Origin of the sequence: Ferrovibrio sp. (assembly GCF_035304305.1) — a bacterium.
Lineage (GTDB): Bacteria > Pseudomonadota > Alphaproteobacteria > Ferrovibrionales > Ferrovibrionaceae > Ferrovibrio.
Genome location: NZ_DATGQG010000057.1, coordinates 15,703 through 39,926 on the forward strand (window position 1 = coordinate 15,703; position 24,224 = coordinate 39,926).

General features: G+C 65.2%; 24 protein-coding genes and 1 pseudogene. 8 read left to right on the forward strand and 17 right to left on the reverse strand.

Translation table 11 applies throughout. From position 1 onward, the window contains the following. Positions 1 to 10: 10 nt before the first annotated feature. From VKZ87_RS07490 to VKZ87_RS07505, 4 genes are all read right to left on the reverse strand, one after another. A complete protein-coding gene (locus VKZ87_RS07490; RefSeq protein WP_324220659.1) occupies positions 11 to 814 on the reverse strand; it encodes a TatD family hydrolase in 804 nt (267 codons plus the stop codon). 8 nt (positions 815 to 822) lie between these two features. Continuing rightward, positions 823 to 2,370, reverse strand: coding sequence for a methionine--tRNA ligase (gene metG, locus VKZ87_RS07495; RefSeq protein WP_324220628.1), 1,548 nt, complete (start codon positions 2,368 to 2,370; stop codon positions 823 to 825). Between the two features lie 67 nt (positions 2,371 to 2,437). After that, entirely contained in the window at positions 2,438 to 4,240 is a 1,803-nt protein-coding gene (locus VKZ87_RS07500) for a tetratricopeptide repeat protein (RefSeq protein ID WP_324220629.1), read from the reverse strand. Beyond that, a complete protein-coding gene (locus VKZ87_RS07505) occupies positions 4,237 to 4,782 on the reverse strand; it encodes a hypothetical protein (protein WP_324220630.1) in 546 nt (181 codons plus the stop codon). Before VKZ87_RS07505 ends, VKZ87_RS07500 begins: the two co-directional genes overlap by 4 nt. Positions 4,783 to 4,858: 76 nt before the next feature. On the opposite strand from VKZ87_RS07505, the gene VKZ87_RS07510 reads away from it, so the two are divergent. The 7 genes and pseudogenes from VKZ87_RS07510 to chrA all read left to right on the forward strand — a co-directional run bounded on the left by VKZ87_RS07510 (position 4,859) and on the right by chrA (position 11,208). Beyond that, positions 4,859 to 5,866, forward strand: a complete 1,008-nt coding sequence (locus VKZ87_RS07510) for an aspartate carbamoyltransferase catalytic subunit (protein WP_324220631.1) — start codon at positions 4,859 to 4,861, stop codon at positions 5,864 to 5,866. A gap of 19 nt (positions 5,867 to 5,885) precedes the next feature. After that, the gene (pyrC, locus tag VKZ87_RS07515) at positions 5,886 to 7,190 is read left to right on the forward strand and encodes a dihydroorotase (RefSeq protein WP_324220632.1); all 1,305 of its coding nucleotides are present in this window, start codon (positions 5,886 to 5,888) and stop codon (positions 7,188 to 7,190) included. A gap of 1 nt (position 7,191) precedes the next feature. Further along, the gene (plsY, locus tag VKZ87_RS07520) at positions 7,192 to 7,836 is read left to right on the forward strand and encodes a glycerol-3-phosphate 1-O-acyltransferase PlsY (protein ID WP_324220633.1); all 645 of its coding nucleotides are present in this window, start codon (positions 7,192 to 7,194) and stop codon (positions 7,834 to 7,836) included. Continuing rightward, positions 7,814 to 8,926 (forward strand): DNA-processing protein DprA, encoded by a 1,113-nt coding sequence (gene dprA, locus VKZ87_RS07525; RefSeq protein ID WP_324220634.1) that lies wholly within the window; start codon positions 7,814 to 7,816, stop codon positions 8,924 to 8,926. The genes plsY and dprA overlap by 23 nt, the downstream gene beginning before the upstream one ends. A 142-nt stretch (positions 8,927 to 9,068) precedes the next feature. Then, a pseudogene (locus VKZ87_RS18490) lies at positions 9,069 to 9,323 on the forward strand (rhodanese-like domain-containing protein); the annotation flags it as partial. A gap of 23 nt (positions 9,324 to 9,346) precedes the next feature. Next, positions 9,347 to 9,868, forward strand: a complete 522-nt coding sequence (locus VKZ87_RS07530; RefSeq protein ID WP_324220635.1) for a chromate resistance protein ChrB domain-containing protein — start codon at positions 9,347 to 9,349, stop codon at positions 9,866 to 9,868. 11 nt (positions 9,869 to 9,879) lie between these two features. After that, on the forward strand, positions 9,880 to 11,208 hold the full coding sequence (gene chrA, locus VKZ87_RS07535; protein ID WP_324220636.1) for a chromate efflux transporter: 1,329 nt from the start codon (positions 9,880 to 9,882) through the stop codon (positions 11,206 to 11,208). Between the two features lie 45 nt (positions 11,209 to 11,253). Here the strand turns inward: chrA and VKZ87_RS07540 are convergent, their stop codons facing one another. Continuing rightward, positions 11,254 to 12,687 (reverse strand): NAD-dependent succinate-semialdehyde dehydrogenase, encoded by a 1,434-nt coding sequence (locus tag VKZ87_RS07540; RefSeq protein WP_324220637.1) that lies wholly within the window; start codon positions 12,685 to 12,687, stop codon positions 11,254 to 11,256. Between the two features lie 147 nt (positions 12,688 to 12,834). Between VKZ87_RS07540 and VKZ87_RS07545 the strand changes: the two genes are divergently transcribed. After that, the gene (locus tag VKZ87_RS07545) at positions 12,835 to 13,728 is read left to right on the forward strand and encodes an ATP-binding protein (protein WP_324220638.1); all 894 of its coding nucleotides are present in this window, start codon (positions 12,835 to 12,837) and stop codon (positions 13,726 to 13,728) included. Here the strand turns inward: VKZ87_RS07545 and VKZ87_RS07550 are convergent, their stop codons facing one another. From VKZ87_RS07550 to nagZ, 12 genes are all read right to left on the reverse strand, one after another. Next, positions 13,729 to 14,919: a LysM peptidoglycan-binding domain-containing M23 family metallopeptidase gene (locus VKZ87_RS07550; RefSeq protein ID WP_324220639.1), complete on the reverse strand. Its 1,191-nt coding sequence runs from the start codon at positions 14,917 to 14,919 to the stop codon at positions 13,729 to 13,731. It abuts the gene before it with no gap. Between the two features lie 111 nt (positions 14,920 to 15,030). Beyond that, a complete protein-coding gene (locus VKZ87_RS07555) occupies positions 15,031 to 15,675 on the reverse strand; it encodes a protein-L-isoaspartate(D-aspartate) O-methyltransferase (RefSeq protein ID WP_324220640.1) in 645 nt (214 codons plus the stop codon). Between the two features lie 4 nt (positions 15,676 to 15,679). Next, positions 15,680 to 16,435: a 5'/3'-nucleotidase SurE gene (gene surE, locus VKZ87_RS07560; protein WP_324220641.1), complete on the reverse strand. Its 756-nt coding sequence runs from the start codon at positions 16,433 to 16,435 to the stop codon at positions 15,680 to 15,682. A 3-nt stretch (positions 16,436 to 16,438) separates the two neighbouring features. Then, the gene (gene serS, locus VKZ87_RS07565) at positions 16,439 to 17,722 is read right to left on the reverse strand and encodes a serine--tRNA ligase (RefSeq protein WP_324220642.1); all 1,284 of its coding nucleotides are present in this window, start codon (positions 17,720 to 17,722) and stop codon (positions 16,439 to 16,441) included. Between the two features lie 10 nt (positions 17,723 to 17,732). Beyond that, positions 17,733 to 18,575 carry a twin-arginine translocase subunit TatC gene (gene tatC / locus VKZ87_RS07570; protein ID WP_324220643.1) on the reverse strand — a complete coding sequence of 281 codons (843 nt, stop codon included), beginning with the start codon at positions 18,573 to 18,575 and terminating at the stop codon, positions 17,733 to 17,735. After that, positions 18,572 to 18,964 (reverse strand): Sec-independent protein translocase protein TatB, encoded by a 393-nt coding sequence (tatB, locus tag VKZ87_RS07575; RefSeq protein WP_324220644.1) that lies wholly within the window; start codon positions 18,962 to 18,964, stop codon positions 18,572 to 18,574. The genes tatC and tatB overlap by 4 nt, the downstream gene beginning before the upstream one ends. A 92-nt stretch (positions 18,965 to 19,056) precedes the next feature. After that, complete coding sequence (locus VKZ87_RS07580; RefSeq protein WP_324220645.1) at positions 19,057 to 19,299, reverse strand: twin-arginine translocase TatA/TatE family subunit; 243 nt, start codon at positions 19,297 to 19,299, stop codon at positions 19,057 to 19,059. Between the two features lie 104 nt (positions 19,300 to 19,403). Continuing rightward, positions 19,404 to 20,474 (reverse strand): ABC transporter ATP-binding protein, encoded by a 1,071-nt coding sequence (locus VKZ87_RS07585; protein ID WP_324220646.1) that lies wholly within the window; start codon positions 20,472 to 20,474, stop codon positions 19,404 to 19,406. Then, positions 20,471 to 21,583, reverse strand: a complete 1,113-nt coding sequence (scpB, locus tag VKZ87_RS07590; RefSeq protein WP_324220647.1) for an SMC-Scp complex subunit ScpB — start codon at positions 21,581 to 21,583, stop codon at positions 20,471 to 20,473. The genes VKZ87_RS07585 and scpB overlap by 4 nt, the downstream gene beginning before the upstream one ends. 3 nt (positions 21,584 to 21,586) lie before the next feature. Continuing rightward, the gene (locus VKZ87_RS07595; RefSeq protein WP_324220648.1) at positions 21,587 to 22,474 is read right to left on the reverse strand and encodes a ScpA family protein; all 888 of its coding nucleotides are present in this window, start codon (positions 22,472 to 22,474) and stop codon (positions 21,587 to 21,589) included. A gap of 27 nt (positions 22,475 to 22,501) precedes the next feature. Further along, complete coding sequence (locus VKZ87_RS07600) at positions 22,502 to 23,185, reverse strand: site-2 protease family protein (RefSeq protein ID WP_324220649.1); 684 nt, start codon at positions 23,183 to 23,185, stop codon at positions 22,502 to 22,504. Positions 23,186 to 23,193: 8 nt separating this feature from the next. Continuing rightward, positions 23,194 to 24,222, reverse strand: coding sequence for a beta-N-acetylhexosaminidase (gene nagZ, locus VKZ87_RS07605; RefSeq protein ID WP_324220650.1), 1,029 nt, complete (start codon positions 24,220 to 24,222; stop codon positions 23,194 to 23,196). Positions 24,223 to 24,224: the final 2 nt, after the last annotated feature.

Sequence of the window (24,224 nt, forward strand, 5' to 3'; positions counted from 1 at the left end):
CGCCGCACCGTCAGGCCGCATGGCGTTCGGTAACCGCGTCTCGCGGCACCTTGTCGAACAGCCTGAGGAAGTTCTCCGTCGTGCGTTCGGTGATCTCGGCGGTGCTGACGCCCTTCAGCCTCGCAAGGAAAGCCGCCGTATGCGCCACATAGGACGGCTCGTTGCGTTTGCCGCGCAGCGGCACCGGCGCGAGATATGGCGCATCGGTCTCGACGAGCAGGTTTTCCATGGGCAGGGCTCGGGCGGACTCCTGCACGTCCCGCGCCTTGTTGAAGGTCAGGATGCCCGAGAAGGACACCATCATACCATGCCGCACGGCAAGCTCGGCCAGTGCGTGGCCCGACGAGAAGCAGTGCAGCAGGCCCTTGAAGCGGCCCTTCCCCATCTCCGCCTCGATGATCGCGGCCATATCCTCGTCGGCATCGCGGGTGTGGATCACCACGGGCAGGCCGGTTTCGCGCGCCGCAGCGATATGGGCGAGGAAGCAGTGCTTCTGCGACTCCCGGTCGCTGTGCTCGTAATAATAGTCCAGTCCGGTTTCGCCGATGCCGACCACTTTCGGATGTCTGGTCAGCGCTACCAGCTTTGCCGCATCGACATCCACATGGTCACTTGCCTCATGCGGATGGATGCCGACCGTGCAATAGACATCCGGATAGGCCTCAGCCACGGCCAGAACGCGATCGAACTGGTCCAGCCGCGTCGAGATGGTGAGCATCAGGCCGACGCCTGCCTGCCGCGCCCGCGCGATGATGGCGTCGCGCTCATCCGCGAAGTCCGGGAAATCGAGATGGCAATGGCTGTCGATCAGCAAGGCCATGATTAACTCCCCGCAGCAGCCTCGACATGCCGCGGGAACACACCCTGCGGCGGCGGCAGCGGCGTGCCGGCGCGCAGCCGGCCGATCTCGCCCAGGCAGGCGAAGCTGCGGGCCGCTTCCGAGACGCCGAGCTGATCCAGCATTTTCGCCGCCGCCGTGGGGACGAAAGGCTGGGCCAGGATGGCAAGCTGCCGGATCGCTTCCAGCAGGCACCAGAGCACGGTCTCCATCCGCTCGGGATCGGTCTTGCGCAGGGTCCAGGGCGCCTCGACGTCGATATACTTGTTCGCCGCGTCGACCAGGTCGAACCAGTGCTGCAGAGCGACATGGATCGCCTGTTCATCCAGTGCGGCACGCATCTGGTCGACCAGGCTGTCGGCCAGCGCCAGCAGCGCTTCATCGGACTCACGCAGTTCGCCCGGCGTCGGCACCGCGGCATTCGTGTTCTTGGCACAGAAAGACAGCGTGCGCTGCGCCAGGTTGCCGAAACCGTTGGCCAGCTCGCTGTTGATGCGACCGACGATGGCAGCGCGGCGGAAATCGCCGTCATTGCCGAAGGGCACTTCGCGCATCAGGAAATAACGCGTCTGGTCGAGTCCATATTCCTCGATCAGCTGCAGCGGATCGATCACGTTGCCCAGCGACTTGGAAATCTTCTGGCCTTCATTGGTCCACCAGCCATGGGCAAAGACGCGCTTCGGCGGCTGCAGGCCCGCTGCCAGCAGGAAGGCCGGCCAGTAGACGGCATGAAAGCGCAGGATATCCTTGCCCACCATATGCAGGTCGGCCGGCCAGTAGCGCTTGTATCGGTCGCTGTCCACATCGGGATATCCGGCGGCCGTCATGTAGTTGGTCAGTGCATCGAGCCACACATACATGACATGGGTTTCGTCGCCCGGAACCGGGATGCCCCACTTGAATGTCGTGCGGGAGACCGAGAGGTCCTTGAGGCCGCCCTTTACGAAGCTGATCACCTCGTTGCGGCGGCTCTGCGGCAGGATGAAGCCGGGATTCTCTTCGTAGAATTTCAGCAGCGGCTCCTGCCACGCCGAGAGTCTGAAGAAGTAGGACGGCTCCTCGACCCATTCGACCGGCGCGCCGGACGGCGCCAGCTTCTGGCCGTCGGGGCCCTCCTGCAATTCGTCTTCCTGGTAGAAGGCTTCGTCGCGCACCGCATACCAGCCGGAATACTTGCCGGCATAGATGTTGCCGCTTTCAACCAGTTTCACCCATAAGGCCTGGACCGATTTGATATGGCGCTCTTCCGTGGTGCGGATGAAATCGTCGTTGGAGAAATTCATCGCCTTCGCGAGGTCGCGGAAGGTCTGGCTCACGCGATCGCAAAAACTCTTCGGGTCTGTGCCCGCTGCCTCGGCCGATTTCTCGACCTTCTGCCCGTGCTCGTCGGTGCCGGTCAGGAACAGGACATCGTAGCCGTCCAGCCGCTTGAAGCGCGCCAGCACATCACAGGCGAGCGAGGTATAGGCATGCCCGATATGCGGCTTGTCGTTGACGTAGTAGATCGGCGTCGTGATGTAATAGCTTTTCATGCTCAATAGGTAAGGCAAGGACGCCGACGATGCCAGCGTCCGGGACCGCGAAGTCGGCCCCCTGCTATCACTTCGCAGGCTGTTTTTCCAGAAATTCCAGACGTTTCGCGGCCATCTTCAGCAGCTCGGACCAGCTCTGGCCGGCAGCCCGGCGCAGGATGGTCATGGACGGGTACCAGGGTGTCGTTGCGCCCTCGCCCATCAGGTAGAAGAACAGCCCCCGGCCGGCAGGCGCCAGGACCCAGACCGGCGCCCCCTGGGCCCCGGCCAGATGCGCCGTCACGTTCGAAACCGTGATGGTGAGATCGAGGGCGGCGATCTGCGCCGCCAGCCCGTCGATATCCTCGCGGGCGTCGATCTCCGGATCGACAACGTAGCGATCGCCAAACACCTGCCGCAGCGCAGCGTGTTCGGCCTCCGAAGCCCCATATTGAAGGCAGACGAAGCGGCAGTCTGCCGCCGAAGCCAGGGGCGCCAGTTCGGCGACCGGCACCGATTTGCCCGCGCCCAGAATCGGATTGGCACTGCGCCAGGACAGGCCGACCAGCTTCTGCCCTGTCCCGCCCAGCTGGCGTGCCCGCAGCTGCGCCGCCCGAGTGCCGTCCGGTTTCAGCCAGGCTTGCCCCGGCGGCGCCCCGTGCGGCAGATCACCGAGCGGCAGATGCCGATCAAAAGACCCGGCTAGCAGGTCGTCGGCAGGCTGGCCGGCTTCCGCCGAGAGTTTCAGCGTGGGAAAGCAGCGCCGCAGCAGCGGGATCAGGCGCGCATCCGTTTCCAGTGTCACGTCCGCCAAATCGGGCAGCAGCTGCGGGAGGTATTGCAGGAACAGCAGACGGTCGCCGATCCCCTGCTCGCCCCAGAGCAGAATCCGCTTGCCCGCGAGATTTTCTCCTCGCGCGGCGCGCGGCCATGGCCAATTCCGGCGCGGCAGCGGCGGTTCAGCCTTATGCCAGCGCCATCCGAAAGCCGGCCAGCCCGCCGTGAAGTCACCCTTGGCCAGCGCTGCGAGGCCATAATTCCAGTGGATTTCGGGATCCTGCGGCCGGCGCTGCAGCGCCTGGCCATAGGCATTCAGCGCCTGGTCCAGATCGCCGAGGGCATGGTGCGCCTGTCCCAGGGCGGCCCAGGCATCGGGATGACCCTGGCTGACCTGCAACGCCCGTTCGGCCTGCGCGAGTGCTGCCGCGGCATCGCCACTGTCCCGCAGCGATGCGGCCTTGTTGATCATGGCTGCGGCATAGTCCGGCCGCAGGCCCAGCGCCCGGTCGAAACTTGCCAGCGCCGCCGCATGCTCGCCCCGAGCCGCCAGCAGGCTGCCGAGGTTGTTGTGGCATTCCGGCGCCTGCGGTGCCAGTGCAAGGGCCTGTTGTGCTGCGTTCACTGCCTCTGCGAGCTCACCGAGAATCCGCAGGCAGGTCGCCAGCTGGAGCCAGGCAGCAGCATTCTGCGGCTGCAGGGTGACCACCTCGCGATATCCCTGCTCGGCCCGATCCCACGCGGCTGCCATCCGCTGCGCTTCTGCCCAGATATAGACGGCATTGGCGTCACCCGGTGACAGCCCGCGCACCGTTTCGGCCGCCTCCAGTGCTGCCTCGATATGCCCCGCCGACAGCAGCGCTTCCGTATAGCTGAGCCACAATCCGGGCTGCTTTCCCGCCCGATCCAATGCCCGCCGCAGCAGCGGCACGGCTTCCGCCGCCCGTCCTGTCTGCACCAGCAGGCGCCCCAGCAGATTGCTGGCATCCAGCGTATCGGGAGCGGTTCCCAGGACGGCGCGGTAGCCGCGCTCGGCGGCGGACAGATCGCCGCGGCGATGCGCCTCCAGGCTGGCCTGCAACTGCTGCAGGACGGCAGGCTGCAGCACCGTCATGGCTCGAAGCGGAAATCGGGCACGTCCACGCAGCGGTCGAGAAGCCGCTTCAGGATCTGCAGGACTTCCTCGAACAGGGCCGGCACGCTGTCCGGCACGAGGTTGGGCGGCAGGCCCGGCAATACGTTGTCCCGAAAATCGCTCACCACGTCCTGCTGCATCAGGAAGATGGCCTGGGCGAAAATGTTGATCATGCCGCGGCGCTCCAGCGCCGTGAGGTAAGCCCCCATGCCCCGCAGCAGAGCGAAGAAGGCGCGTGTCTTGACCGCCGTGACCTCGTGCAGGATCGGTTCGCGGGTCTGCGGCGCAATCTGCTCGAGCTTGGACTCGATCACGTCGCAGAAGGACATGAATTCCTGCACCCGCCGGAAACCGTCTGAATAATCGGAAAACGGCAGGAGGGTCGCCTCCTCGTAGATCCGGGTGGTGATCGCCTGGACTTCGAGGGCGCGGCCGTTCAGGACCTGCAGCAGACGGATGGCGTCGGCGACCGGGTCCTTGGCGCCGACGGCGTCGATCTGATTTTGCCGATAATCGTTCATTCCGGAGGCCATCAGAGCAGAAATAAGTTAACGCTTTGATTGCCGGCCGGGCGCGGATGTGTACAATGGCGTTTTAATGTCTGCGAGTCGCGCTACCTCCCCCGCCGAATCGGCCAAACGGCCAACGGCCACTTTTCCCCATCGGCATCTACTTGGAATCGAAGGGCTTTCCCAACAGGACATTCAGGTCCTGCTGGATGAGTCCGACCGATATGTGGAGCTGAACCGCCAGGTGGAGAAAAAACAGACTTCGCTCCGCGGCCGAACCATCATTAACCTATTCTTCGAGAACTCCACCCGCACCCGGACCTCTTTCGAGCTGGCCGGCAAGCGGCTGGGCGCCGACGTGATCAACATGTCGGTCGCCACCTCCTCGGTGAAGAAGGGCGAGACGCTGATCGACACGGCGATCACCCTGAATGCCATGCACCCCGACCTGCTGGTGGTCCGTCATCAGGATTCGGGCGCCGTCGCCCTGCTGGCCCAGAAAGTCGGCTGCGGCGTCATCAACGGCGGCGACGGCAGCCATGAACACCCGACCCAGGCGCTGCTTGACGCCCTGACCATCCGGCGCCGCAAGGGCCGGTTGGAAGGCCTGCTGGTGGCGATCTGCGGCGATATCCTGCACAGCAGGGTGGCCCGCTCGAACATCCATCTGCTCAATACGATGGGCGCTCGCGTCCGCCTGATCGCACCGCCTACTCTGCTGCCGGCCTATGCCGAGCGGCTCGGCGTGGAGGTCTTCCATGACATGCGCAAGGGGCTGACGGATGTCGATATCGTCATGATGCTGCGTCTGCAGATGGAGCGCTTTCATGGTTCCTTCGTGCCGTCGACGCGCGAGTATTTCCACTTCTACGGCCTCGACCACGACAAGCTCGGTTTTGCCAAACCGGACGCACTTATCATGCATCCGGGACCGATGAACCGCGGGATCGAGATCGACACAGAGGTGGCCGACGACATTCATCGGAGCGTAATTCACGAGCAGGTCGAGATGGGCGTTGCCGTCCGCATGGCCTGCCTGGAACTGCTGGCGCAGCACCTGCCGAACTGGCAGGGCACCACGCCCTCGGGCATCTGAGCCGAAGACGGGGGAAGGAATGGCTCGCCGCCGCAAGCTCTACACCAACGCACGCCTGCTCGACCCGGCCACGGGCCTGGACGCCAAGGGTGCGCTTCTCACGGAAGGCGACCGGATTCTCGATCTCGGTCCCAAACTCGGCGGCGGCAGTTTTGCCGGCGATATCGAGGTGATCGACTGCCAGGGCCATTGTCTCTGCCCCGGCCTGATCGACATGCATGTCTGGCTGCGCGAACCGGGCGCCGAACACCAGGAAACCATGGCGACGGCTGCCCGTGCCGCTGCCGCCGGCGGCGTCACCAGCATGGTGGCCATGCCGAATACCGAACCGGTCATCGATGAGGTCGCACTGGTCGAGTTCACCGCCCGCCGTGCCGTGGATTCTGCCGTCGTGCGCATCCTGCCTGCCGCGGCGATCACCAAGGGCACCAGGGGCGAGGAACTCTGCGAGCTGGGCCTGCTGGCCGAAGCCGGCGCCGTCGCCTTCACTGACGGCGACCGTCCGGTGGCCAATGCCCGGCTGATGCGGCGCGCCCTGTCCTATGCAACCAGCTTCGACCTGCTGCTGATGCAGCATTGCGAGGAGCCGTCGCTGGCCAAAGGTGGTGTGATGAACGAGGGCGAGATCGCCGCCCGCCTCGGCCTCGCCGGCATTCCCGCCATCGCGGAAACAATCATGCTGGAGCGCGATATCCGCCTCCTGGAAGTGACCGGCAGCAAGCTTCACGCCTCGCATCTGTCCACGCGGGAATCCTTCGAAGCGGTCCGCCGCGCCAAGCAGCGCGGGCTGCGCCTGACCGCCGGTGCCGCGCCGCATAACTTCGCCCTGAACGAGCTCGATGTCGGCGACTACCGCACCTTCGCCAAGGTCAAGCCGCCACTGCGCATCGAGGATGATCGCAGAGCAGTGGTCGAAGCGATTGCCGACGGCACGGTCGACATCATCTCCTCGGCGCATTCACCCCAGGATCCTGAAAACAAGCGGCTGCCATTCGCGCAGGCCGAGTTCGGCATCATCGGGTTGGAAACGCTGCTGCCCCTGACCCTGGAGCTGTATCACAACGGCTCGGTGCCGCTGCTGAAGCTGCTCGCCTGCCTGACCTGCAATCCGGCGCGGCTGCTCAAGCTGGAATCCGGCCGTCTCGCCCCGGGGGCGCCCGCTGACCTGCTGCTGTTCGATCCGGACTCGCCATGGCGGGTGGACGAAAAGAAATTCCGCTCCAAAGCCAAGAACTCACCCTATGATGGCCGCCGCGTGCAGGGCCATGCCCTGCGCACCATCGTGGGAGGTGAGACCGTGTTCCAGCGCAAGCGGGAAGCCTGAGATGCCCGATTCAATTTCCTGGGCCAATGACGCGCCGTATTATCTTGCGGCTGCCCTGCTCGGCTATGTGCTGGGATCGATCCCGTTCGGCCTGATTCTGACCAAGCTGAGCGGCCTCGGCGACATCCGCAGTATCGGCTCAGGCAATATCGGCGCAACCAATGTGCTGCGCACCGGACGCAAGGATCTCGCCGCCCTGACACTCCTGCTGGATGGCGGCAAGGGTGCCGCTGCGGCGCTCATCGCCGGCATGTATGGCCAGGAAATGATGATGGTGGCGGCCTTCTCCGCCTTCATCGGGCATCTCTTTCCTGTCTGGCTGCGTTTCAAGGGTGGCAAGGGTGTGGCCACCTATCTGGGCGTGCTGCTCGGCGCGGCCTGGCCAGTCGGACTGTTTGCCTGCGCCACATGGCTGGTCGTGGCTTTCGTGATGCGGATCTCGTCCCTGGCCGCGCTGACCATGGCCGTCGCCAGCCCCGTCTTCGCCTGGTTCATCATATCACCCCAGATTGCGGAGATGGCCGCGGCGATGAGCGTTCTGGTCTTCATCCGGCATCATCAGAACATTGCCCGCTTGCTCAGGGGCGAAGAGCCGAAGATCGGCCGGAAGAAAGCCGCCGGAGATGGATCGGCCGCACCTCAGTGACACTGAGAAACGCGACTGGCTGCGGCTGATCCGCAGCGAGAATATCGGTCCGATCACCTTCCACAACATACTCCGGTATTACGGAACCGCCGCAAAAGCGATTGAAGCAGTGCCCGCCATGGCCAGGCGCGCCGGTGCCAGGCGGCAGATCAGACTGGCGAGCCGGGACAGTGTCGATCGCGAATGGACTGCTTTGCGCAAGCTGGGCGTCGGGCTGATCGCCTGGGGTGAGCCGGGATATCCGCTCCGCCTGATGCAGCTCGACGATGCGCCGCCGCTGCTGGCCGCCAAAGGCGATCCAGCCATTGCGGAGAGCGACGGTATTGCGATTGTCGGTGCGCGGAACGCTTCCGCCATTGGCCAGCGTTTCACGAAGGACCTGGCGGCGTCGCTCTGTCGGACCGGTTTCACCGTCGTCTCCGGCCTCGCCCGCGGCATCGACAGGGCTGCCCATGAAGGCGCTCTTGCCGCGAAGGGCCGGTCGATCGCCTTCATCGGCACGGGCATCGACGTGATCTTCCCGCCCGAGAATGCCGCCCTGTTCGAGCGCATGGCCGAGGACGGGCTGATCATGGCGGAGATGCCGGTGGGCACGCCCGCCCTGGCGCAGAATTTCCCGCGCCGCAACCGCCTGATCAGCGGCGCCTCGCTCGGCGTCGTGGTGATCGAGGCGGCAATGAAATCCGGTTCCCTGATCACCGCGCGCATGGCGGCGGAACAGGGCCGCGAGGTGATGGCAGTGCCCGGCTCGCCGCTCGATCCGCGCTGCCACGGCAGCAACGACCTGATCCGTCAGGGCGCCACGCTGGTCGAGAAGGTTGAGGATATCCTTGCTGTGGTTGCGCCGCAGACCGAGATGAGGCACAGCGAAGGGCTACAAATGCCTGCCAGAATCGCCTACGCGGGTGAGGACGATCTCGATCGCGCACATGCCGAACTCGACCGGCTGCTGTCGCCCTCACCGGTACTGATCGACGACCTGATCCGGCTCAGCGGCATGCCCTCAGCCCTGGTGCAGATGGCCCTGACGGAAAAGGAGCTGACGGGGCAGCTGCAGCGGCATCCCGGCGGCAAGGTATCGGCGGCCTGAATACCCGCTTGCCAAAGTCAGGCCTGCGCTATATCTGCTGGCCATCGGGGGTGACGCGGTCTCCCCGCAGATGCCTATTCTGAGCATCCAAGCACCGCTGCATCTTCTGCCCTGCAGATCGCGGGCGTGGAAAGGAGCAGCCATGGATGCCGCCATACCCTCAGTTTCCGCTTCCCATCTTGCCGAGCGTGTTTCCGCCGGTCGTTTCCCCTGTCTCATTGATGTCCGACGGGAGGAAGGCTATGCCGGATCCGGCACCGTAATCCGCGGCGCAAGGCGCAGGCCGCCCGAGCAGATCGACATCTGGGCACAGAATCTGGCGCGCGACAGAGAAATAATCGTCTACTGCGTCCATGGCCGTGAGGTCAGCCAGAGCGCCGCTGCCGCTCTGTACAGGCGCGGCTTCAACGCAGCCTTCTGGTGGGCGGCTTCGAAGGCTGGTGCGACGCCGGCGGCCATGTGCAGGCCAAGCCACCCGCAACACCAAGTCGCTGGATTACCCGCGGACGCCCAAAGATCGACCGTATTGCCTGTCCTTGGCTGGTGCGTCGTTTCATCGATCCGGATGCGGTCTTTCTCTATGTCCCGAGCCATCAGGTCGTCGCCAGAGCAAAGGAACTGCAGGCCGAGCCCTATGACATTCCCGGTGCCGCCTACAGCCACGACGGCGAATTCTGCAGCTTTGATGTCTTTATCCTCCGGCACCATTTGCAGGATGACCCTGCCTTGCTTCATCTCGCCGGGATCGTTCGCGCTGCCGATACCGGCAAACCGGAGCTGGCCGCTCCGGCCCATGGCCTGCTGGCGGTTTCGCTCGGATTGTCGACGATGTTTCAGGACGATGACCGGATGTTGACGGAAGGCATGCTGATATACGATGCCCTCTATGCTTGGTGCGCACGCGCCCGGAGCGAAACCCATAACTGGCCCCCGGCGGTGTGATCGGCGTCATCATGGATCGGAGAACCACAGTCCCGCAGCCCAGCTTCGCCGAAGCGCTGCTCACCTGGCTGAAGGTTGGCCTGCTGAGCTTCGGCGGTCCGGCCGGGCAGATCGCCATGATGCACCGCATCGTGGTGGACGAGAAGAAATGGGTCAGCGAGCCGCAATTCCTGCACGCGCTGAATTTCTGCATGCTGCTGCCCGGGCCCGAGGCGCAGCAGCTCGCCACTTATGTCGGCTGGCTGCTGCACCGCGCGAAAGGCGGCATTGCCGCCGGCCTGCTGTTCATCCTGCCGGGTCTGGCCATCATCCTGGCCCTCAGCACGGTCTATGTGCTTTGGCGCGAGATACCGCTGGTGCACGGCCTGTTCTTCGGCCTCCAGGCTGCCGTGCTCGCCATCGTAATCGAGGCCGTGCAGCGGATCGCGAAGCGCGCGCTCAGGGCGCGTTTCCTGCTCCTCCTGAGCATGGCGGCCTTCATCGGCATCTATCTGCTGCAGCTGCCTTTCCCGCTGATCGTTCTCGGCGCCGCGCTGGCGGGCTGGCTGGTCGGGCGCCTGCGGCCTGCCTGGATGGGCGGCAGCAGGGCTGAAGACGATGCCGCCCTGCTGCCCTCGGTCGCGCCGAGCTGGCGGCGCAACGTCGTCGTGCTTGTCGTCTTCGGCCTGCTCTGGTTCGGCCCGATCCTGTGGCTGCATGTCATGTTCGGCGGCGAACATGTGCTGAGCCGTATCAGCGTGTTTTTCAGCGAGATGGCCGTCGTGACCTTCGGCGGCGCCTATGCCGTGCTGGCCTATGTCGGCCAGCAGGCGGTGGATGTCTATGGCTGGCTGGAACCGGGCGAGATGCTGCACGGCCTCGGCCTTGCCGAGACCACGCCGGGACCACTGATTCTGGTGCTTACCTTCGTCGGCTATCTCGCCGGCTTCAAGGCCAGCGGCATCGAACCGGGAATCCTGGGCGGTCTGGCAGGCGGCGTGCTGGCGACCTGGGTTACTTTTGCTCCCTGCTTCCTCTGGATCTTTCTCGGCGCGCCGTATCTGGAGCGGCTGCGCGGCGTGGCGGCACTCAACCACGCGCTGGCGGCGATCACCGCGGCCGTGGTCGGCGTGATCCTCAATCTGGCCATCTGGTTCGCGCTGCATTCGCTGTTCCGCCAGATGGGCCAGCTGAGCCTTGGGCCTTTCACCTGGGATATTCCCGTCTGGTCCAGCCTGGATCCGGCCATGGCCCTGCTGGCCGCGCTGTCCATGCTGGCGCTGCTGCGCATCCGTATCGGCATGCTCTGGGTGCTGGCCGGTGCGGGCGCTGCCGGTGTTGCGCTGAAGCTGTTCGCATGAAAAAGGGGGCCGCAGCCCCCTTTCCCCTTGTTTCGGCCGGTCGGATCAGAGCCCGACCTGGGTGATGAACTTGGTGTTCAGGTAGGCCTCGATCGCCTCCGAACCGCCTTCCGAACCGTAACCGGAATCCTTCACGCCGCCGAAAGGCACTTCCGGCAGGGCAAGGCCGTGATGGTTGATCGAGACCATGCCGCTCTCGAAGGCCGCGCCGATGGCGGCCGCGGTCTTCGCCGACTTCGTATAGGCGTAGGCCGCAAGGCCGAACGGCAGGCGGTTCGCCTCTTCCACCACGGCATCGAAGCTCGAGAAGGGCATGATCGGCGCGATCGGCCCGAACGGCTCCTCGTTCATGATGCGCATGTCGGTGGTCACATCTGTGAGCACCGTCGGTTCAAAGAAGTTGCCCTTGTTGCCGATCCGCTTGCCGCCGGTCCGGATCTTCGCGCCCTTGGCCTGGGCATCGGCGACGAACATCTCCATCGCCTGCACACGGCGGTCATTCGCTAGCGGGCCCATGCGGGTGTCCTTGTCAAGGCCGTCACCCACCTTGAGATTCTTGGCCACCTCGGTGAATCCGTCGACGAACTTGCCATAGACCGACTCATGCACCAGGAAGCGCGTCGGCGAGACGCAGACCTGGCCGGCGTTGCGGAACTTGTTGGCGCTCAGGACCTTCACGGCCGTGTCCACGTCGGCGTCTTCAAAGACGATCGCCGGCGCATGGCCGCCGAGTTCCATGGTGATCCGCTTCATGTGCTGACCGGCCAGCATGGCGAGATGCTTGCCCACCGGGGTCGACCCCGTGAAGGTGATCTTGCGGATCACCGGATGCGGAATCAGGTATTCGGAGATTTCCGACGGCACGCCATAGACCAGCTGGATGACGCCGGCCGGTACGCCGGCATCGATATAGGCCTGCACCAGGGCGGCGCAGCTCGCCGGCGTCTCTTCCGGGCCTTTCAGGATGATCGAGCAGCCCGCGGCGATCGCGGCCGAGCACTTGCGTACCGCCTGGTTGATCGGGAAGTTCCACGGCGTGAAAGCGGCGACCGGGCCGACCGGCTCCTTGACCACCAGCTGATACACGCCCTCGGCGCGCGGCGGGATCACGCGACCATAGGTACGGCGCGCCTCTTCCGCGAACCAGTCCATGATGTCGCCGGCCAGCAGCGTCTCGCCCTTGGCCTCGATGAAAGGCTTGCCCTGCTCCATCGACATGATCTTGCCGATCTCGTCGGCGCGGCTGCGGATGATGTCTGCCGCCTTGCGCAGCGTCTTATAGCGGTCGAAAGCCGAGACCTTCTTCCAGGCCTTGAAGCCCTTGTCGGCGGCGGCCAGCGCACGGTCAAGATCCGCCTTGTCGGCATGGGCCACCTTGCCGATCGCCTCCCCGGTCGCGGGATTCAGCACCGGCTGGCTCTTCCCCGAGGCGCCGTTGCACCACGCACCGTCAATGTAAAGCTGGACTTCGGGATACATGCTTCCTCTCCTTTTCTCGGTCTGCCGGGTGGCTGCAATTTCAGGCCGCGAATTATGGCGGAAAGCGCCAGGGCCCGCTACCGGTTGCACGGCGCCCGCCGCGCCCCCAGAATGTCGGCCTTCCCACTTGTATTTCCGCAGCACAACATGACCAGCTCTCCCGCTCCTTTCCCTGCCGATACCGCTGAAACGCTTGCCCGCATCGCCGCCGCGCTGGAGCGGCTGGCGCCGCCCGCGCCGCCCGTCTTCGACGACCAGGCCGCGGACGCCTTCATCTGGCATGCGGAACCGGCGCCCGGCTGGCTGGAGCCCATCACCAGGATCAACGCCGTGCCGATCACGCTGCTGCGCGGGGTCGACCGGGTCCGCGACATCCTGCTCGACAATACCCAGCGCTTCGCGAAGGGCCTGCCGGCGAACAACGCCCTGCTCTGGGGTGCGCGCGGCATGGGTAAATCCTCGCTGGTGAAAGCCGTGCTCGGCGCGGTCAACAGGGAAAAGTCCCGTTCGCTGGCCCTGGTGGAAATCCATCGCGAGGACATCCCGACCCTGCCGCAGCTGCTCAAGGTCCTGCGCAATTCGAAGCGGCGCTACGTGCTGTTCTGCGACGATCTTTCTTTCGATGCCGAGGACCAGCATTACAAGTCGCTCAAGGCCGTGCTCGAAGGTGGCATCGAAGGCCGCCCCGAGAACGTGATTTTCTATGCGACCTCGAACCGCCGCCACCTGCTGCCACGCGACATGATGGAAAACGAGCGCAGCACCGCGATCAATCCCGGCGAGGCCATCGAGGAGAAAGTTTCGCTCTCGGATCGCTTCGGTCTCTGGCTCGGCTTCCACTCCTGCAGCCAGGAGGATTATTTCGCGATGCTGGATGCCTATTGCGCGGCTTACGACCTGCAGATCGATCAGGCGACGCTGCGCGCCGAAGCGGTGGAATGGGCCATGACCCGCGGTGCCCGCTCGGGACGCGTCGCATGGCAGTTCATCCAGGATCTTGCCGGCCGCATGGGCAAGCCGCTGACCGCCGTGAAGGCGTAATCAGGCAACGGAGAGGAATTTCGCCGGATCGACCGCCTGGGTGCCCCGGCGGATCTCGAAATGCAGCTGCGGTTCACTCACGCCGCCGCTGGTGCCGACCGTGCCGATCGCCTGTCCCCGCGTGACCTTCTGGCCCTTTCGCACGAGCGTCTTGTCCAGATGCGCATAGGCCGTGATCCAGCCATCGGCATGGCGGACCAGCAAGAGATTGCCGAAGCCGCGCAATTCGTTCCCCGCATACACGACGACACCGTTCTCGGCAGCAATCACGGGTGCGCCGGCGCGGGCAGCGATGTTGATGCCGTCGTTATGCAGCCCGTCGGCCTTGGGGCCGAAACTGGACAGGATGCGGCCGCGCACCGGCCATGAGAATGTCCGGCCCGAACGCGGCGGCAGAACGGTCTCGCGTTCCGGTTCCGGAGCCGCTGAGGGCGGCGGCTGCGGTACGGCCGGCGGAACCGGTGCTGCGGCCACCTGGGGGTTGGCCGGCGCTGGTGATGGCGATGCCGGCGGACTGGCGACCGGCGCAGTGCCGGTGCGCGCCGGCACGGTGACTTCCGGCAGCGGCGCAGCCGGCGTCTGGGATGATGTCGGCGCAGGGTCCGGAACCGAAAGCACCCTGGAGCCGGAGGTCGCCGGCTGCTGCGCTGCCGGGGCTGGCGGCGGCAAGGTCTCCACCTCAATCTCGCGCGAGGACGGCAGGCTGGACACCGGGGCGGCCGAGGCAACCGCATAGGCGGTCGGCGCCGAGATGCGCAGCTGCTGTCCGACCGCAATCGTGTATGGCGGCGCAAGGTCGTTCGCCTGCGCGATGCTGTAGAGATCGGCACCGTAGCTGCGCGAGATGCTGTAGAGCGTCTCGCCCCGCTGCACGGTATGGAAGCGGCCGCCCGGAATGCGGATATGCTGTCCCGTCTGCAGCAGATAGGGCGGCTGCAGCCCGTTATCGTCGATAATCGCGCGAACCGGACGGTTGTAGCGGCGCGCAAGGGCATAGACCGTATCGCCCGGCTGCACGACGACCATGTCCGGCACGGTTTCGGGGGCAACCGTGATCACCGGCGGCGGAACGGGGGGCACGAAGGCCGGGCCGCTGGCGGGCGCGGCAGTCTGCGCGGCCGGACGGTGGCTGAACGTCACGGGTGCCGGGGCCTGCGTACCGCAGGCCGCCACCAGACCAGCCAGCATCATCGGCGCAAGAAATCGCGCTGTTCCGACAAAATAGGACATTGCCGCAGAGTTTAGGGACTTCCTGTTAAGGCTTCATAAACGCTGTTTTGGCCCTGTCGGCCAAGCAGGCCCCTACCCGGCCGCTTCCCGGGCAATGCCGGGCAGCAGCGGCACGAAGCGCACGGGCAGCAGCCTCTCCTCCTGGATGTCATCTCCCGTACGGGTATAGCGGATGACGTCCTGCTCGATGGCCGAAACCGCAACCGGGGCCACCATGATACCGCCATCCGGAGAAAGCTGTTCCAGTAGCGTTTCCGGCCGCCTGTCGGCTGCGGCGGTGACCAGGATACGGTCGAACGGCGCCTGCTCCACCCAGCCCTTGTTGCCGTCGCCCAGCTTGGCGGTGATGTTGTTCACCCCGAGGTCGGCGAAGCGACGCTGGGCCGTCTGCAGCAGCGAGCGATAGCGCTCGATCGTGTAGACGCGGCGGCACAGCTTCGCCAGCACCATGCTCTGGTAGCCCGAACCGGTCCCGATCTCGAGCACCTTCATCCGGTCGCCGAGCCGCAGTGCCTCGGTCATATAGGCGACGACGAAGGGCTGGCTGATCGTCTGTCCCTGGGTGATCGGGAGGGCGATGTTGTCGTAGGCATGCTTCAGGAACTGGTCCGCCACGAAGCGTTCGCGCGGCACCCGCTCGATCGCCGCCAGCACACGCGTATCCGTGATGCCCTGACGGCGCAACTCCATGATCAACTGGATGACGCGCGTTTCCACAAGCTTACTTGAGCGCGGATCGCAGCGCCTTCAGCGTAGCCGACTGGGTCAGGTCCAGCTGCAGCGGGGTCACGGATATCGCGCCGTTCTCGGTCGCGCCCAGATCGCTCTGCCGCTTTGCCTTGCTCTTCTGCCGACGGAAACCGATCCAGTAATAGGGTACGCCGCGCGCATCGATACGATGGTCGAGTACGAGATCTGTGAGATCGCGCTGTCCCTGTTTGACTACCTCGATGCCAGTGACGGAATCCGCGATCACGTCCGGGAAATTGACGTTGATCAGCACGCCTTTCGGCCAGCCGGCCTTCAGCAGTTTGCGGATCACCTTCGGCGCATGGTGCTCGGCGGTGGCCCATTTCACCGGATGGCCGAACTGGAAACACTGGCTCAGGGCAATCGAGGGCACCCCCAGCAGGGTCCCCTCCATGGCCACGGCAACCGTGCCTGAATAGGTGACGTCCTCGCCCAGATTGGCGCCGCGGTTGACACCCGAGAGCAGAAGGTCGGGCCTCTTGTCCTTCATCAGCTCGTGGATCGCCATCATGACGCAGTCGGTTGGCGTGCCGCGAACCGCGAATTTGCGCGGACCGACCTTGCGAATGCGCAGCGGCTGCGTCAGCGTCAGCGAGTGGGAGGCGCCCGACTGTTCATATTCCGGCGCTACAACCCAGATGTCCTTCGACAGCGTTCTGGCCACCTTCTCCAGGATCTTCAGGCCCGGCGCGTGAATGCCGTCGTCGTTCGAAACCAGGATGCGCATAAACTAGGTCGCCTTCTCGATTTTGGTGAGCCCGCCCATATACGGCTTGAGCACATCCGGAACGGCGATGCTGCCATCCTCGTTCTGGTAATTCTCCATCACTGCGATCAGGGCGCGGCCGACCGCCAGGCCGGAGCCGTTCAGCGTGTGCACAAAGCGCGTCTGTTTTTCGCCCGGCGCGCGGCAGCGCGCATTCATCCGCCGTGCCTGCCAGTCGCCGCAATTGGAGCAGGAGGATATCTCGCGATACTGGTTCTGGCCGGGGAGCCAGACCTCGAGATCGTAGGTCTTGCGCGCCGCGCCACCCATGTCGCCGGCGCAGAGCAGCATGGTGCGGAACGGCAGGCCGAGCTTCTTCAGCACGGTTTCCGCCGCATCCGTCATGCGCTCATGTTCTACGACCGACTTTTCCGGCGCGACGATGCTGACCAGCTCCACCTTGTCGAACTGGTGCTGGCGGATCATGCCGCGCGTGTCGCGGCCCGCGGCGCCGGCCTCGGAACGGAAGCAGGGTGTGAGCGCCGTAAAGCGCCAGGGCAGTTCATTTTCGTCGATGATCAGATCGCGGGCCAGATTGGTCAGCGGCACTTCCGCCGTCGGGATCAGCCAGTAGCCAGTCGTGGTGCGGAACAGGTCGTCGCCGAATTTGGGCAGCTGACCGGTGCCGAAGGCCGAGGCATCGTTGACCATCAGCGGCGGCTGCATCTCGGTGTAGCCGAACTCGGTGGTGTGCAGGTCCAGCATGAACTGACCGAGCGCGCGTTCCAGACGCGCCAGCTGGCTTTTCAGTACCGTGAACCGCGCGCCAGCCAGCTTCACGCCGGCGGCGAAGTCCATGTAGCCCAATGCCTCGCCGAGGTCGAAATGCTCCTTCGGCTTGAAACTGAAACTGCGCGGCGATCCCGAGCGGCGCAGCTCGACATTGGATGTCTCGTCCAGCCCTTCCGGCACATCCTCGGCAGGAAGGTTCGGAATGCGCGACAGGGCATCGGTCAGGGCCACCTCATGGGCCCTCTGCTCGACCTCGAGCAGGCCAAGCCGCTCCTTCAGGACGGCGACCTCGGCCATCAGCGCCTGCGCCCGCGCCTCGTCCTTCCTGGCCTTTGCCGCACCGATCTCCCTGGACAGGGCATTGCGCTTGCCTTGCAATTCGTCGAACTCGGCCTGCGCGGCGCGGCGCTTGCGGTCCAGTTCGATCAGCTTTGCCGATTGCGGCTCCATGCCGCGCAGCCGGACGGCCCGGTCGAATGCGTCCGGGTTGTCCCGGATGAACTTGATGTCATGCATGATATGTCCGTCAGGATGTCTGCGTGGAGGACGCCTCATCCTTGTTGTCTTCTGTCGCGTTCTGGGCGGCCTCTTCCGCTTCGCGCTTGGCGCGGTCGCGTTCGATGCCTTTCACCATCCAGATCGACACTTCATAAAGCAGAATGAGTGGAATGGCGAGGCCGACCTGACTGATGACGTCGGGCGGCGTGACCACGGCGGCGAAAATGAACATGCCGACGATGGCGTATTTGCGCTTCGACGCGAGGCCGGCCGAAGTCGCGATGCCGACCTTGCCCAGCAGCGTCAGCAGCACCGGCAGCTCGAAGGCGATGCCGAAGGCGAAGATCAGCGTCATCACCAGCGAGAGATACTCGCTGACCTTGGTTTCCAGCTGGATGGGAATCGAACCATCCCCGCCCGGCGCCTCGAAGCCGATGAAGAACTTGAGTGCCAGCGGCATGATGAAGAAGTAGACGAAGGCGCCGCCGATCGCGAACAGCACCGGCGTGGCGATCAGGAAGGGCAGAAACGCCTTTCTCTCGTTCTTGTAGAGGCCGGGTGCCACGAACATCCATACCTGGCTGGCGATGACCGGAAAGCTGACCACCATGGCGGCCCAGAAGGACAGCCGGATATAGGTGAAGAACGCTTCCTGGGGCGCGGTGAAGATCATTCGCCGGCCTTCGGTGCCAGCTGCCTCGACCAAAGGAAGCATCAGGATGTTGTAGATATACGGCGCGAGGAAATAGCAGCCCGCGAAGGCGACGAAGATCGCGCCGATCGACCACATCAGGCGGTTGCGCAGCTCGACCAGATGATCGAGCAGCGGCATGCGGGAAGCTTCGACCTCGTCGGGTTTGGACTCGCTCACGTCTTGGCCTCGGGCTTGGCCTCTTCAACGGGCGCGGATTCCACCTCGGCGCTCCGGGGCGCCTCCATCACCGGCTTGGGTTCGGCAAAGGGATCATCGATCATCGGCTCGCGGAAGGATTTCTCCAGCGAGCCGTCGGGATCGATGCTCTTCTTCACCTCATCCTGGAGCGACCCGTCGGTGATCTGCTTGGCGGCCTGGCGCAGTTCGTCCAGCTCGGACTCGCGCACCATGTCGTCGATGCCGCTCTGAAATTCCCTTGCCATGGCCCGTGCCTTGGACGTCCACTGACCGACGGTGCGCAGCACCTTCGGCAGGTCCTTCGGGCCGATGACGACCAGAGCGACCACCGCAATGATTCCGAGTTCCGACCAGGCAATGTCGAACATCGCCGCTTACGCCACCTGACCTGCTGTGCCACGACGGTACGGGAAGCCGCCGGGCGTCATCGATATCACCGGAGCTGCTGCCAGGGCTGTGATCAGTGCGACTGAGCCTTGTCCGCAGGGGCCGAGGTGCTGGCAGCGCCGCCGGTCGGCGTCTGCTGCTGGTCGATCACCGGAGGATTCGCCGGCTTCTCGTCGGTGTCTTCCTTCATGCCCTTGCGGAAATTCTTGATGCCCGAGGCGAGATCGCCCGCCACCCGCGGCAGCTTGCCCGCGCCGAAGATGATCAGGATCACCAGCAGGACAATAAGCCAGTGCCAGAAACTGAACGTACCCATACCCTTGTCTCCTCCTACGAGGGGTCTTCCCGCAGACGGGGCGCCTGCCCCCGCAGCAGTTCACTATGACAGAGATAGCGCCGGCAAGGCAATCTACCTACCCCTTACGGCGCCGGAAAAACAAAGCAGAAGTCCGGGTTTAGGGAAAAATGCAGGATTGCGCCGGCGGGCGGCAGCGGACCGGCCGGCAGGCGGGCCGCCAGCCTGAGCCCGTCGGGAGCTGTGACTTCGAGGCGGCGATAGGCGCCCAGCGCCGTGGCCCGCTCGACCCGCAGTGCCAGTCCGCCATTCCCCGCCGGCTGTTCCTGCAGGGCCTCTGGCCGGAACATCAGGATGGCCGCGGCCCCGTCCGAGATCTGCGGCGCCGGCACGTCGCCCAGGGGCGTCCGCAGCCGGCCGGCTTCGACGCGGCCCGGTACCTCGTTGGTCTCGCTCAGGAACCGCGCTGCGAACGGCGTGCGCGGCATGGCGTAGACGCGGTCCGGGGTGTCCAGCTGCTCGATTCGCCCGGCCTGCATCAGGGCGATCCTGTCGCCCATCCGCATCGCCTCCTCCGGATCATGGGTGACCAGGAGCGTCGCCGTGCCAGCCTGCTTGAGCACGGCAACCGTCTCGTCGCGGATCTGGTCGCGCAGACGGCTGTCTAGGCTGGAAAACGGCTCGTCCAGGAGCATGACCCGGGGTTCCGGCGCCAGCGCCCGCGCCAGCGCCACCCGCTGCTGCTCGCCGCCCGACAGCTGGTGCGGATAGCTCTTCAGATGCGGTGCCAGGCCCAGGCGCTCCGCCCAGACCGCCGCACGTTCCCGCCTTTCGGTGGCCGGCAGGTGGCCTAGTCCGAAGGTGATGTTGTCGGCAACGCTGAGATGGGGGAACAGCGCATGATCCTGGAACACCATTCCGATATGGCGGTGCTCGGTGGGAACGTTGATTCCCGGGCCGGCGACCGTGCGTCCGCCGATGCGGACTTCGCCCTGCTGCAGGGTTTCGAGGCCGGCGGCCAGCCGGAGGGTGGTCGATTTCCCGCACCCCGATGGCCCGAGCAGGCCGAGAATCTCCCCGGGTGCGACATTCAGCGTGACATTGTCGACGGCACGACGCGAGCCGTAGTGATGGCTGACGGCAATAAGGTCGAGGCCGCCACCCGAGCCGGACGGGGTGAATTTAGTCCTGGTCAATGGCGCTCAGACTCGTCGTCGTCGGACTCGTCCTCGTCATCGTCATCATCGTCGTCGTCATCATCGTCGTCGTCGTCATCATCGTCGTCGGATTCGTCATCGTCCTCATCGTCCGACTCCTCATCCTCGGCGCCGTCATCCTCTTCATCGTCATCATCGTCGTCATCGGACTCGTCATCGTCTTCATCATCCGAGTCCGCGTCGTCGTCACCCTCGTCGTCATCGTCGTCATCGGACTCATCCTCGTCGTCGTCCTCTTCGGACTCGTCCTCGGAGTCATCGTCTTCGTCGCCATCTTTTGCGGCCTTCTCGTCCTTCTCGATGATCAGCGGCTCGAGGAACTCGCGACCGTCATCATCTTCGTCCAGCGGATCCTCGCCCGCAGTATCCAGCGTCTCACCCGGCATCGGGATGCCGCCGGAAGCAGGCAGCGCTTCGAGCAGGCCGGAGGCACGCAGCTCTTCCAGACCCGGCAGCGCGTCGACGCTCTCCAGACCGAAATGCACGAGGAATTCATCGGTCGTGCCGTAGGTCACCGGGCGGCCCGGCACGCGGCGGCGGCCGCGGATCTTCACCCAGCCGGTTTCCATCAGCACGTCGAGGGTGCCCTTGCTGATGCTGACGCCGCGGATTTCCTCGATCTCGGCGCGCGTGCAGGGCTGGTGATAGGCGATGATCGCCAGCGTCTCGATGGCGGCGCGCGACAGCTTGCGCTGCACCTGGCGATGCTCTTCCAGCAGATGCTGCAGGTCCGGAGCGGTGACGAACGCCCAGCGGCCGGCCACCTTCTTCAGGTTCACGCCACGATTGCGATACTGGTCCTCGAGGGCGGCCAGCACGGCCGGCACCCGCGCGGTCTTCGGCATCCGCTTGCGCAAAGTCGCCTCATCCAGCGGTTCCGCGGCCGCGAACAGCAGTGCTTCCGCCATGCGTACGGCCGCCGCGAACGCTTCCTCGCGATCGGCGTCGCCACCGCCGTTGCCGTCGGATCCCGCCTCGCCTTCCGTCTCCTCGCCTTCGGTTTCGTCGGCGGTCTCGGCCGGTTCGGCGCTATGGGGCATATCCTCGTCGAGCCGGGCCTCTTCCGGCAGCGCGTCGTTCGACTGCATGACTTACTCTTCCGAATTGGCCGCCGGTTCCGGCTGCGCGGGGGCAGCCTGCTGGCGGCGGATATAAATGGGACCGAAGGTCTGTACCTGCTTCAGCTCGATCAGGCCCTGCTTGGCCATTTCCAGACTGGCGTTGAACGTCGATGCCAGCGCCGAGCGCACGGTGAAGGGGTCGTCCAGCTCGGCCGGCAGGAAGGCCTGCAGGGTCGCCCAGTCGGGAATCTGCCCGATCATGTTGCGCAGCCGCGCCAGCGCCTCTTCGACCGAAACGATGCGCCGGCGCGCCACTTTCATGGTCAGGACTTCGCCCGATCCCTTCGAGGCGCGGAATTCGGCATAGGCCTTGAGCAGCTCGTACAGCGTGGCGTTGTAGATCGACTTGCGGATGATGCGCACGCCTTCCGGCTTGCCGCGCAGGAACATCGCCAGGCCGACCTGGTCCCGCTGCATCAGCTGGTCGGCCGCCTTGCGCATGGCTTCCAGGCGCTGCAGCTGCAGGGCCAGCCGGGCCGCCATGTCGGCGCCGGAAGGCTCACCCTCCTTCTCGGGCTCGGGGATCAGCAGCCGCGATTTCAGATAGGCCAGCCAGGCGGCCATGACGAGGTAGTCCGCCGCCACTTCGATGCGCACCCGGCGCAGCTCCTGGATGAAGGCGAGATACTGTTCCGCCAGCGCGAGGATCGAGATGCGCCGCAGGTCCACCTTCTGCTCGCGCGCCAGGGTCAGCAGCACGTCGAGGGGGCCCTCGAAGACGTCGAGGTTGAGAACCAGCTGTTCGCCGATCTGCACGCCCTGGGGCAGACCGTCGCGCCGCTCGGCCTCGAAAGGCTCGGCCGCGGCGCCGGTCTCGGGCGCAGCTACGGGGTCAGGCGCGTTCGCGGGTTCTGTCACGGCGTAAATCCAGATGGGGCCGCGGTGTTAACCGCTATGCCCGGACAACACAAGCAGGAAGTCCCGCAGAGCGGCCATGACCGGCATAATCAGCTCGAACAACGGGTTCCAATTGCTGCCGAATTCGCTGGCCGCAAACGGTACGACGAGCAGAAGAATCAGCAGGATGACCATGCCATAGGGCTCCAGCCGGGCCAAGGGGCGTGCCAGCGGCTCCGGCAGCCAGCCGACCGCCACCCGGCCGCCATCCAGCGGCGGCAGAGGTATCATGTTAAAGACGCAAAGTATCAGATTGATCAGAATGGCATTTTCGAGATTGGCCGCAAGCCAGTGATCTACACCGGGACCGAACAGCGGCAGTAGGTGGAACAGCAGCATGGCGACGTAGGCCTGGATCAGGTTGATACCCGGACCGGCCAGCGCCACCAGTGCCATGTCGCGGCGCGGCGACGGCAGGTTCCAGAAATTGACCGGCACCGGTTTGGCCCAGCCGAACAGGAAGGGGGCCTTGAACAGCAGCAGCAGGCCCGGAATTACCACCGTGCCGACCGGATCTACATGGCGCAGGGGATTGAGGCTCAGCCGGCCGGCGCGCAGGGCTGTGTCGTCCCCCATCTTCCAGGCAACCCAGCCATGGGCGGCCTCGTGCAGGGTGATCGCCAGCAAGGCCGGCAGGATCCAGGTGGACGCGTTGTAAAGAAATCCGGTCAATGGGCCGCTCACGCCGCCGCCGGGGTCATCAGCCCGGCATAGCGCTCCCGTTCGGCGGGACCGAAGGAAGCCGGAATGGCCGGCAGCAGGGAACGCGCATCGGCCAGCCGCCCCGCCGCCTTGTCGGTCATCGCCGGCAGGGCCGCCAGCAGGCCCTGCATCTCCGCCAGGTCACCCGAGCAGTGCAGCACCAGGTCACAGCCCGCCTGCAGCGAAGCGACACCGGTCTCCGCCGGCGTGCCTTTCAGCGCTTTCATGGTGAGATCGTCGGAAATCAGCACGCCGTTGAAGCCGATATGGCCCCGGATGATCCGGTCGATCACCACGGGAGAAAGTGTCGCCGGCCTGTCGGCGTCGATGGCGCCGTAGACGATATGCGCCGTCATCGCCCAGGGCGCATTGTTCATCGCGCGGAATGGCAGGAAATCGCTCTGCTCCATGGTCCTGATATCGGTATCCACCACGGGCAATTCCAGATGGCTGTCGGTATGCGAGCGACCATGGCCGGGAATATGCTTGATGACCGGCAGCACGCCGGCATCGCGCAGGCCGCGCATCACCGCCTGCCCGATCGCGACCACTGCAGCGGGAGTATCGCCATAGGCGCGATCGCCGATCACGTCATGGGCGCCCGCGACGGGAAGGTCGGCCACCGGCGCGCAATCGACATCAATGCCGAGCGCCGCGAGCTCGGCGCCGATCCAGCGCGAATTCAGGTAGGCTGCCTCGATGCCGCGCGCACGATCCTGTTGCAGCAATCGGCCGAATACCGCGCCGGGCGGAAAGGTCGGCCAGTGCGGCGGCTTGAGACGCGCCACGCGCCCGCCTTCCTGGTCGATAAGCACCGGTGCGAGGTCGTTCTCCACCACGCCGCGGAAATCCGCAATCAGCGCCCTCACCTGCTCCGGCGTTTCGATGTTGCGCGCGAACAGGATCAGGCCCAGCGGTTTGCGCACGCCGAACAGCACACGCTCTTCCGCGGTGAGCTGCTTGCCCGCGCAGCCGACGACGACGGGCGCGAAGCCCGCCCAATCCACGC

What these genes read in the sequence shown, in the direction of transcription:
- VKZ87_RS07505 (WP_324220630.1), bottom strand. Translation starts at nt 4,782, where the DNA reads ATGAACGATTATCGGCAAAATCAGATCGACGCCGTCGGCGCCAAGGAC.
- VKZ87_RS07550 (WP_324220639.1), bottom strand. Translation starts at nt 14,919, where the DNA reads ATGATGCTGGCTGGTCTGGTGGCGGCCTGCGGTACGCAGGCCCCGGCA.
- scpB (WP_324220647.1), bottom strand. Translation starts at nt 21,583, where the DNA reads ATGCAGTCGAACGACGCGCTGCCGGAAGAGGCCCGGCTCGACGAGGAT.
- surE (WP_324220641.1), bottom strand. Translation starts at nt 16,435, where the DNA reads ATGCGCATCCTGGTTTCGAACGACGACGGCATTCACGCGCCGGGCCTG.
- VKZ87_RS07580 (WP_324220645.1), bottom strand. Translation starts at nt 19,299, where the DNA reads ATGGGTACGTTCAGTTTCTGGCACTGGCTTATTGTCCTGCTGGTGATC.
- metG (WP_324220628.1), bottom strand. Translation starts at nt 2,370, where the DNA reads ATGAAAAGCTATTACATCACGACGCCGATCTACTACGTCAACGACAAG.
- serS (WP_324220642.1), bottom strand. Translation starts at nt 17,722, where the DNA reads ATGCATGACATCAAGTTCATCCGGGACAACCCGGACGCATTCGACCGG.
- pyrC (WP_324220632.1), top strand. Translation starts at nt 5,886, where the DNA reads ATGGCTCGCCGCCGCAAGCTCTACACCAACGCACGCCTGCTCGACCCG.
- VKZ87_RS07500 (WP_324220629.1), bottom strand. Translation starts at nt 4,240, where the DNA reads ATGACGGTGCTGCAGCCTGCCGTCCTGCAGCAGTTGCAGGCCAGCCTG.
- VKZ87_RS07545 (WP_324220638.1), top strand. Translation starts at nt 12,835, where the DNA reads ATGACCAGCTCTCCCGCTCCTTTCCCTGCCGATACCGCTGAAACGCTT.
- plsY (WP_324220633.1), top strand. Translation starts at nt 7,192, where the DNA reads ATGCCCGATTCAATTTCCTGGGCCAATGACGCGCCGTATTATCTTGCG.
- VKZ87_RS07540 (WP_324220637.1), bottom strand. Translation starts at nt 12,687, where the DNA reads ATGTATCCCGAAGTCCAGCTTTACATTGACGGTGCGTGGTGCAACGGC.
- chrA (WP_324220636.1), top strand. Translation starts at nt 9,880, where the DNA reads ATGGATCGGAGAACCACAGTCCCGCAGCCCAGCTTCGCCGAAGCGCTG.
- tatB (WP_324220644.1), bottom strand. Translation starts at nt 18,964, where the DNA reads ATGTTCGACATTGCCTGGTCGGAACTCGGAATCATTGCGGTGGTCGCT.
- VKZ87_RS07510 (WP_324220631.1), top strand. Translation starts at nt 4,859, where the DNA reads ATGTCTGCGAGTCGCGCTACCTCCCCCGCCGAATCGGCCAAACGGCCA.
- dprA (WP_324220634.1), top strand. Translation starts at nt 7,814, where the DNA reads ATGGATCGGCCGCACCTCAGTGACACTGAGAAACGCGACTGGCTGCGG.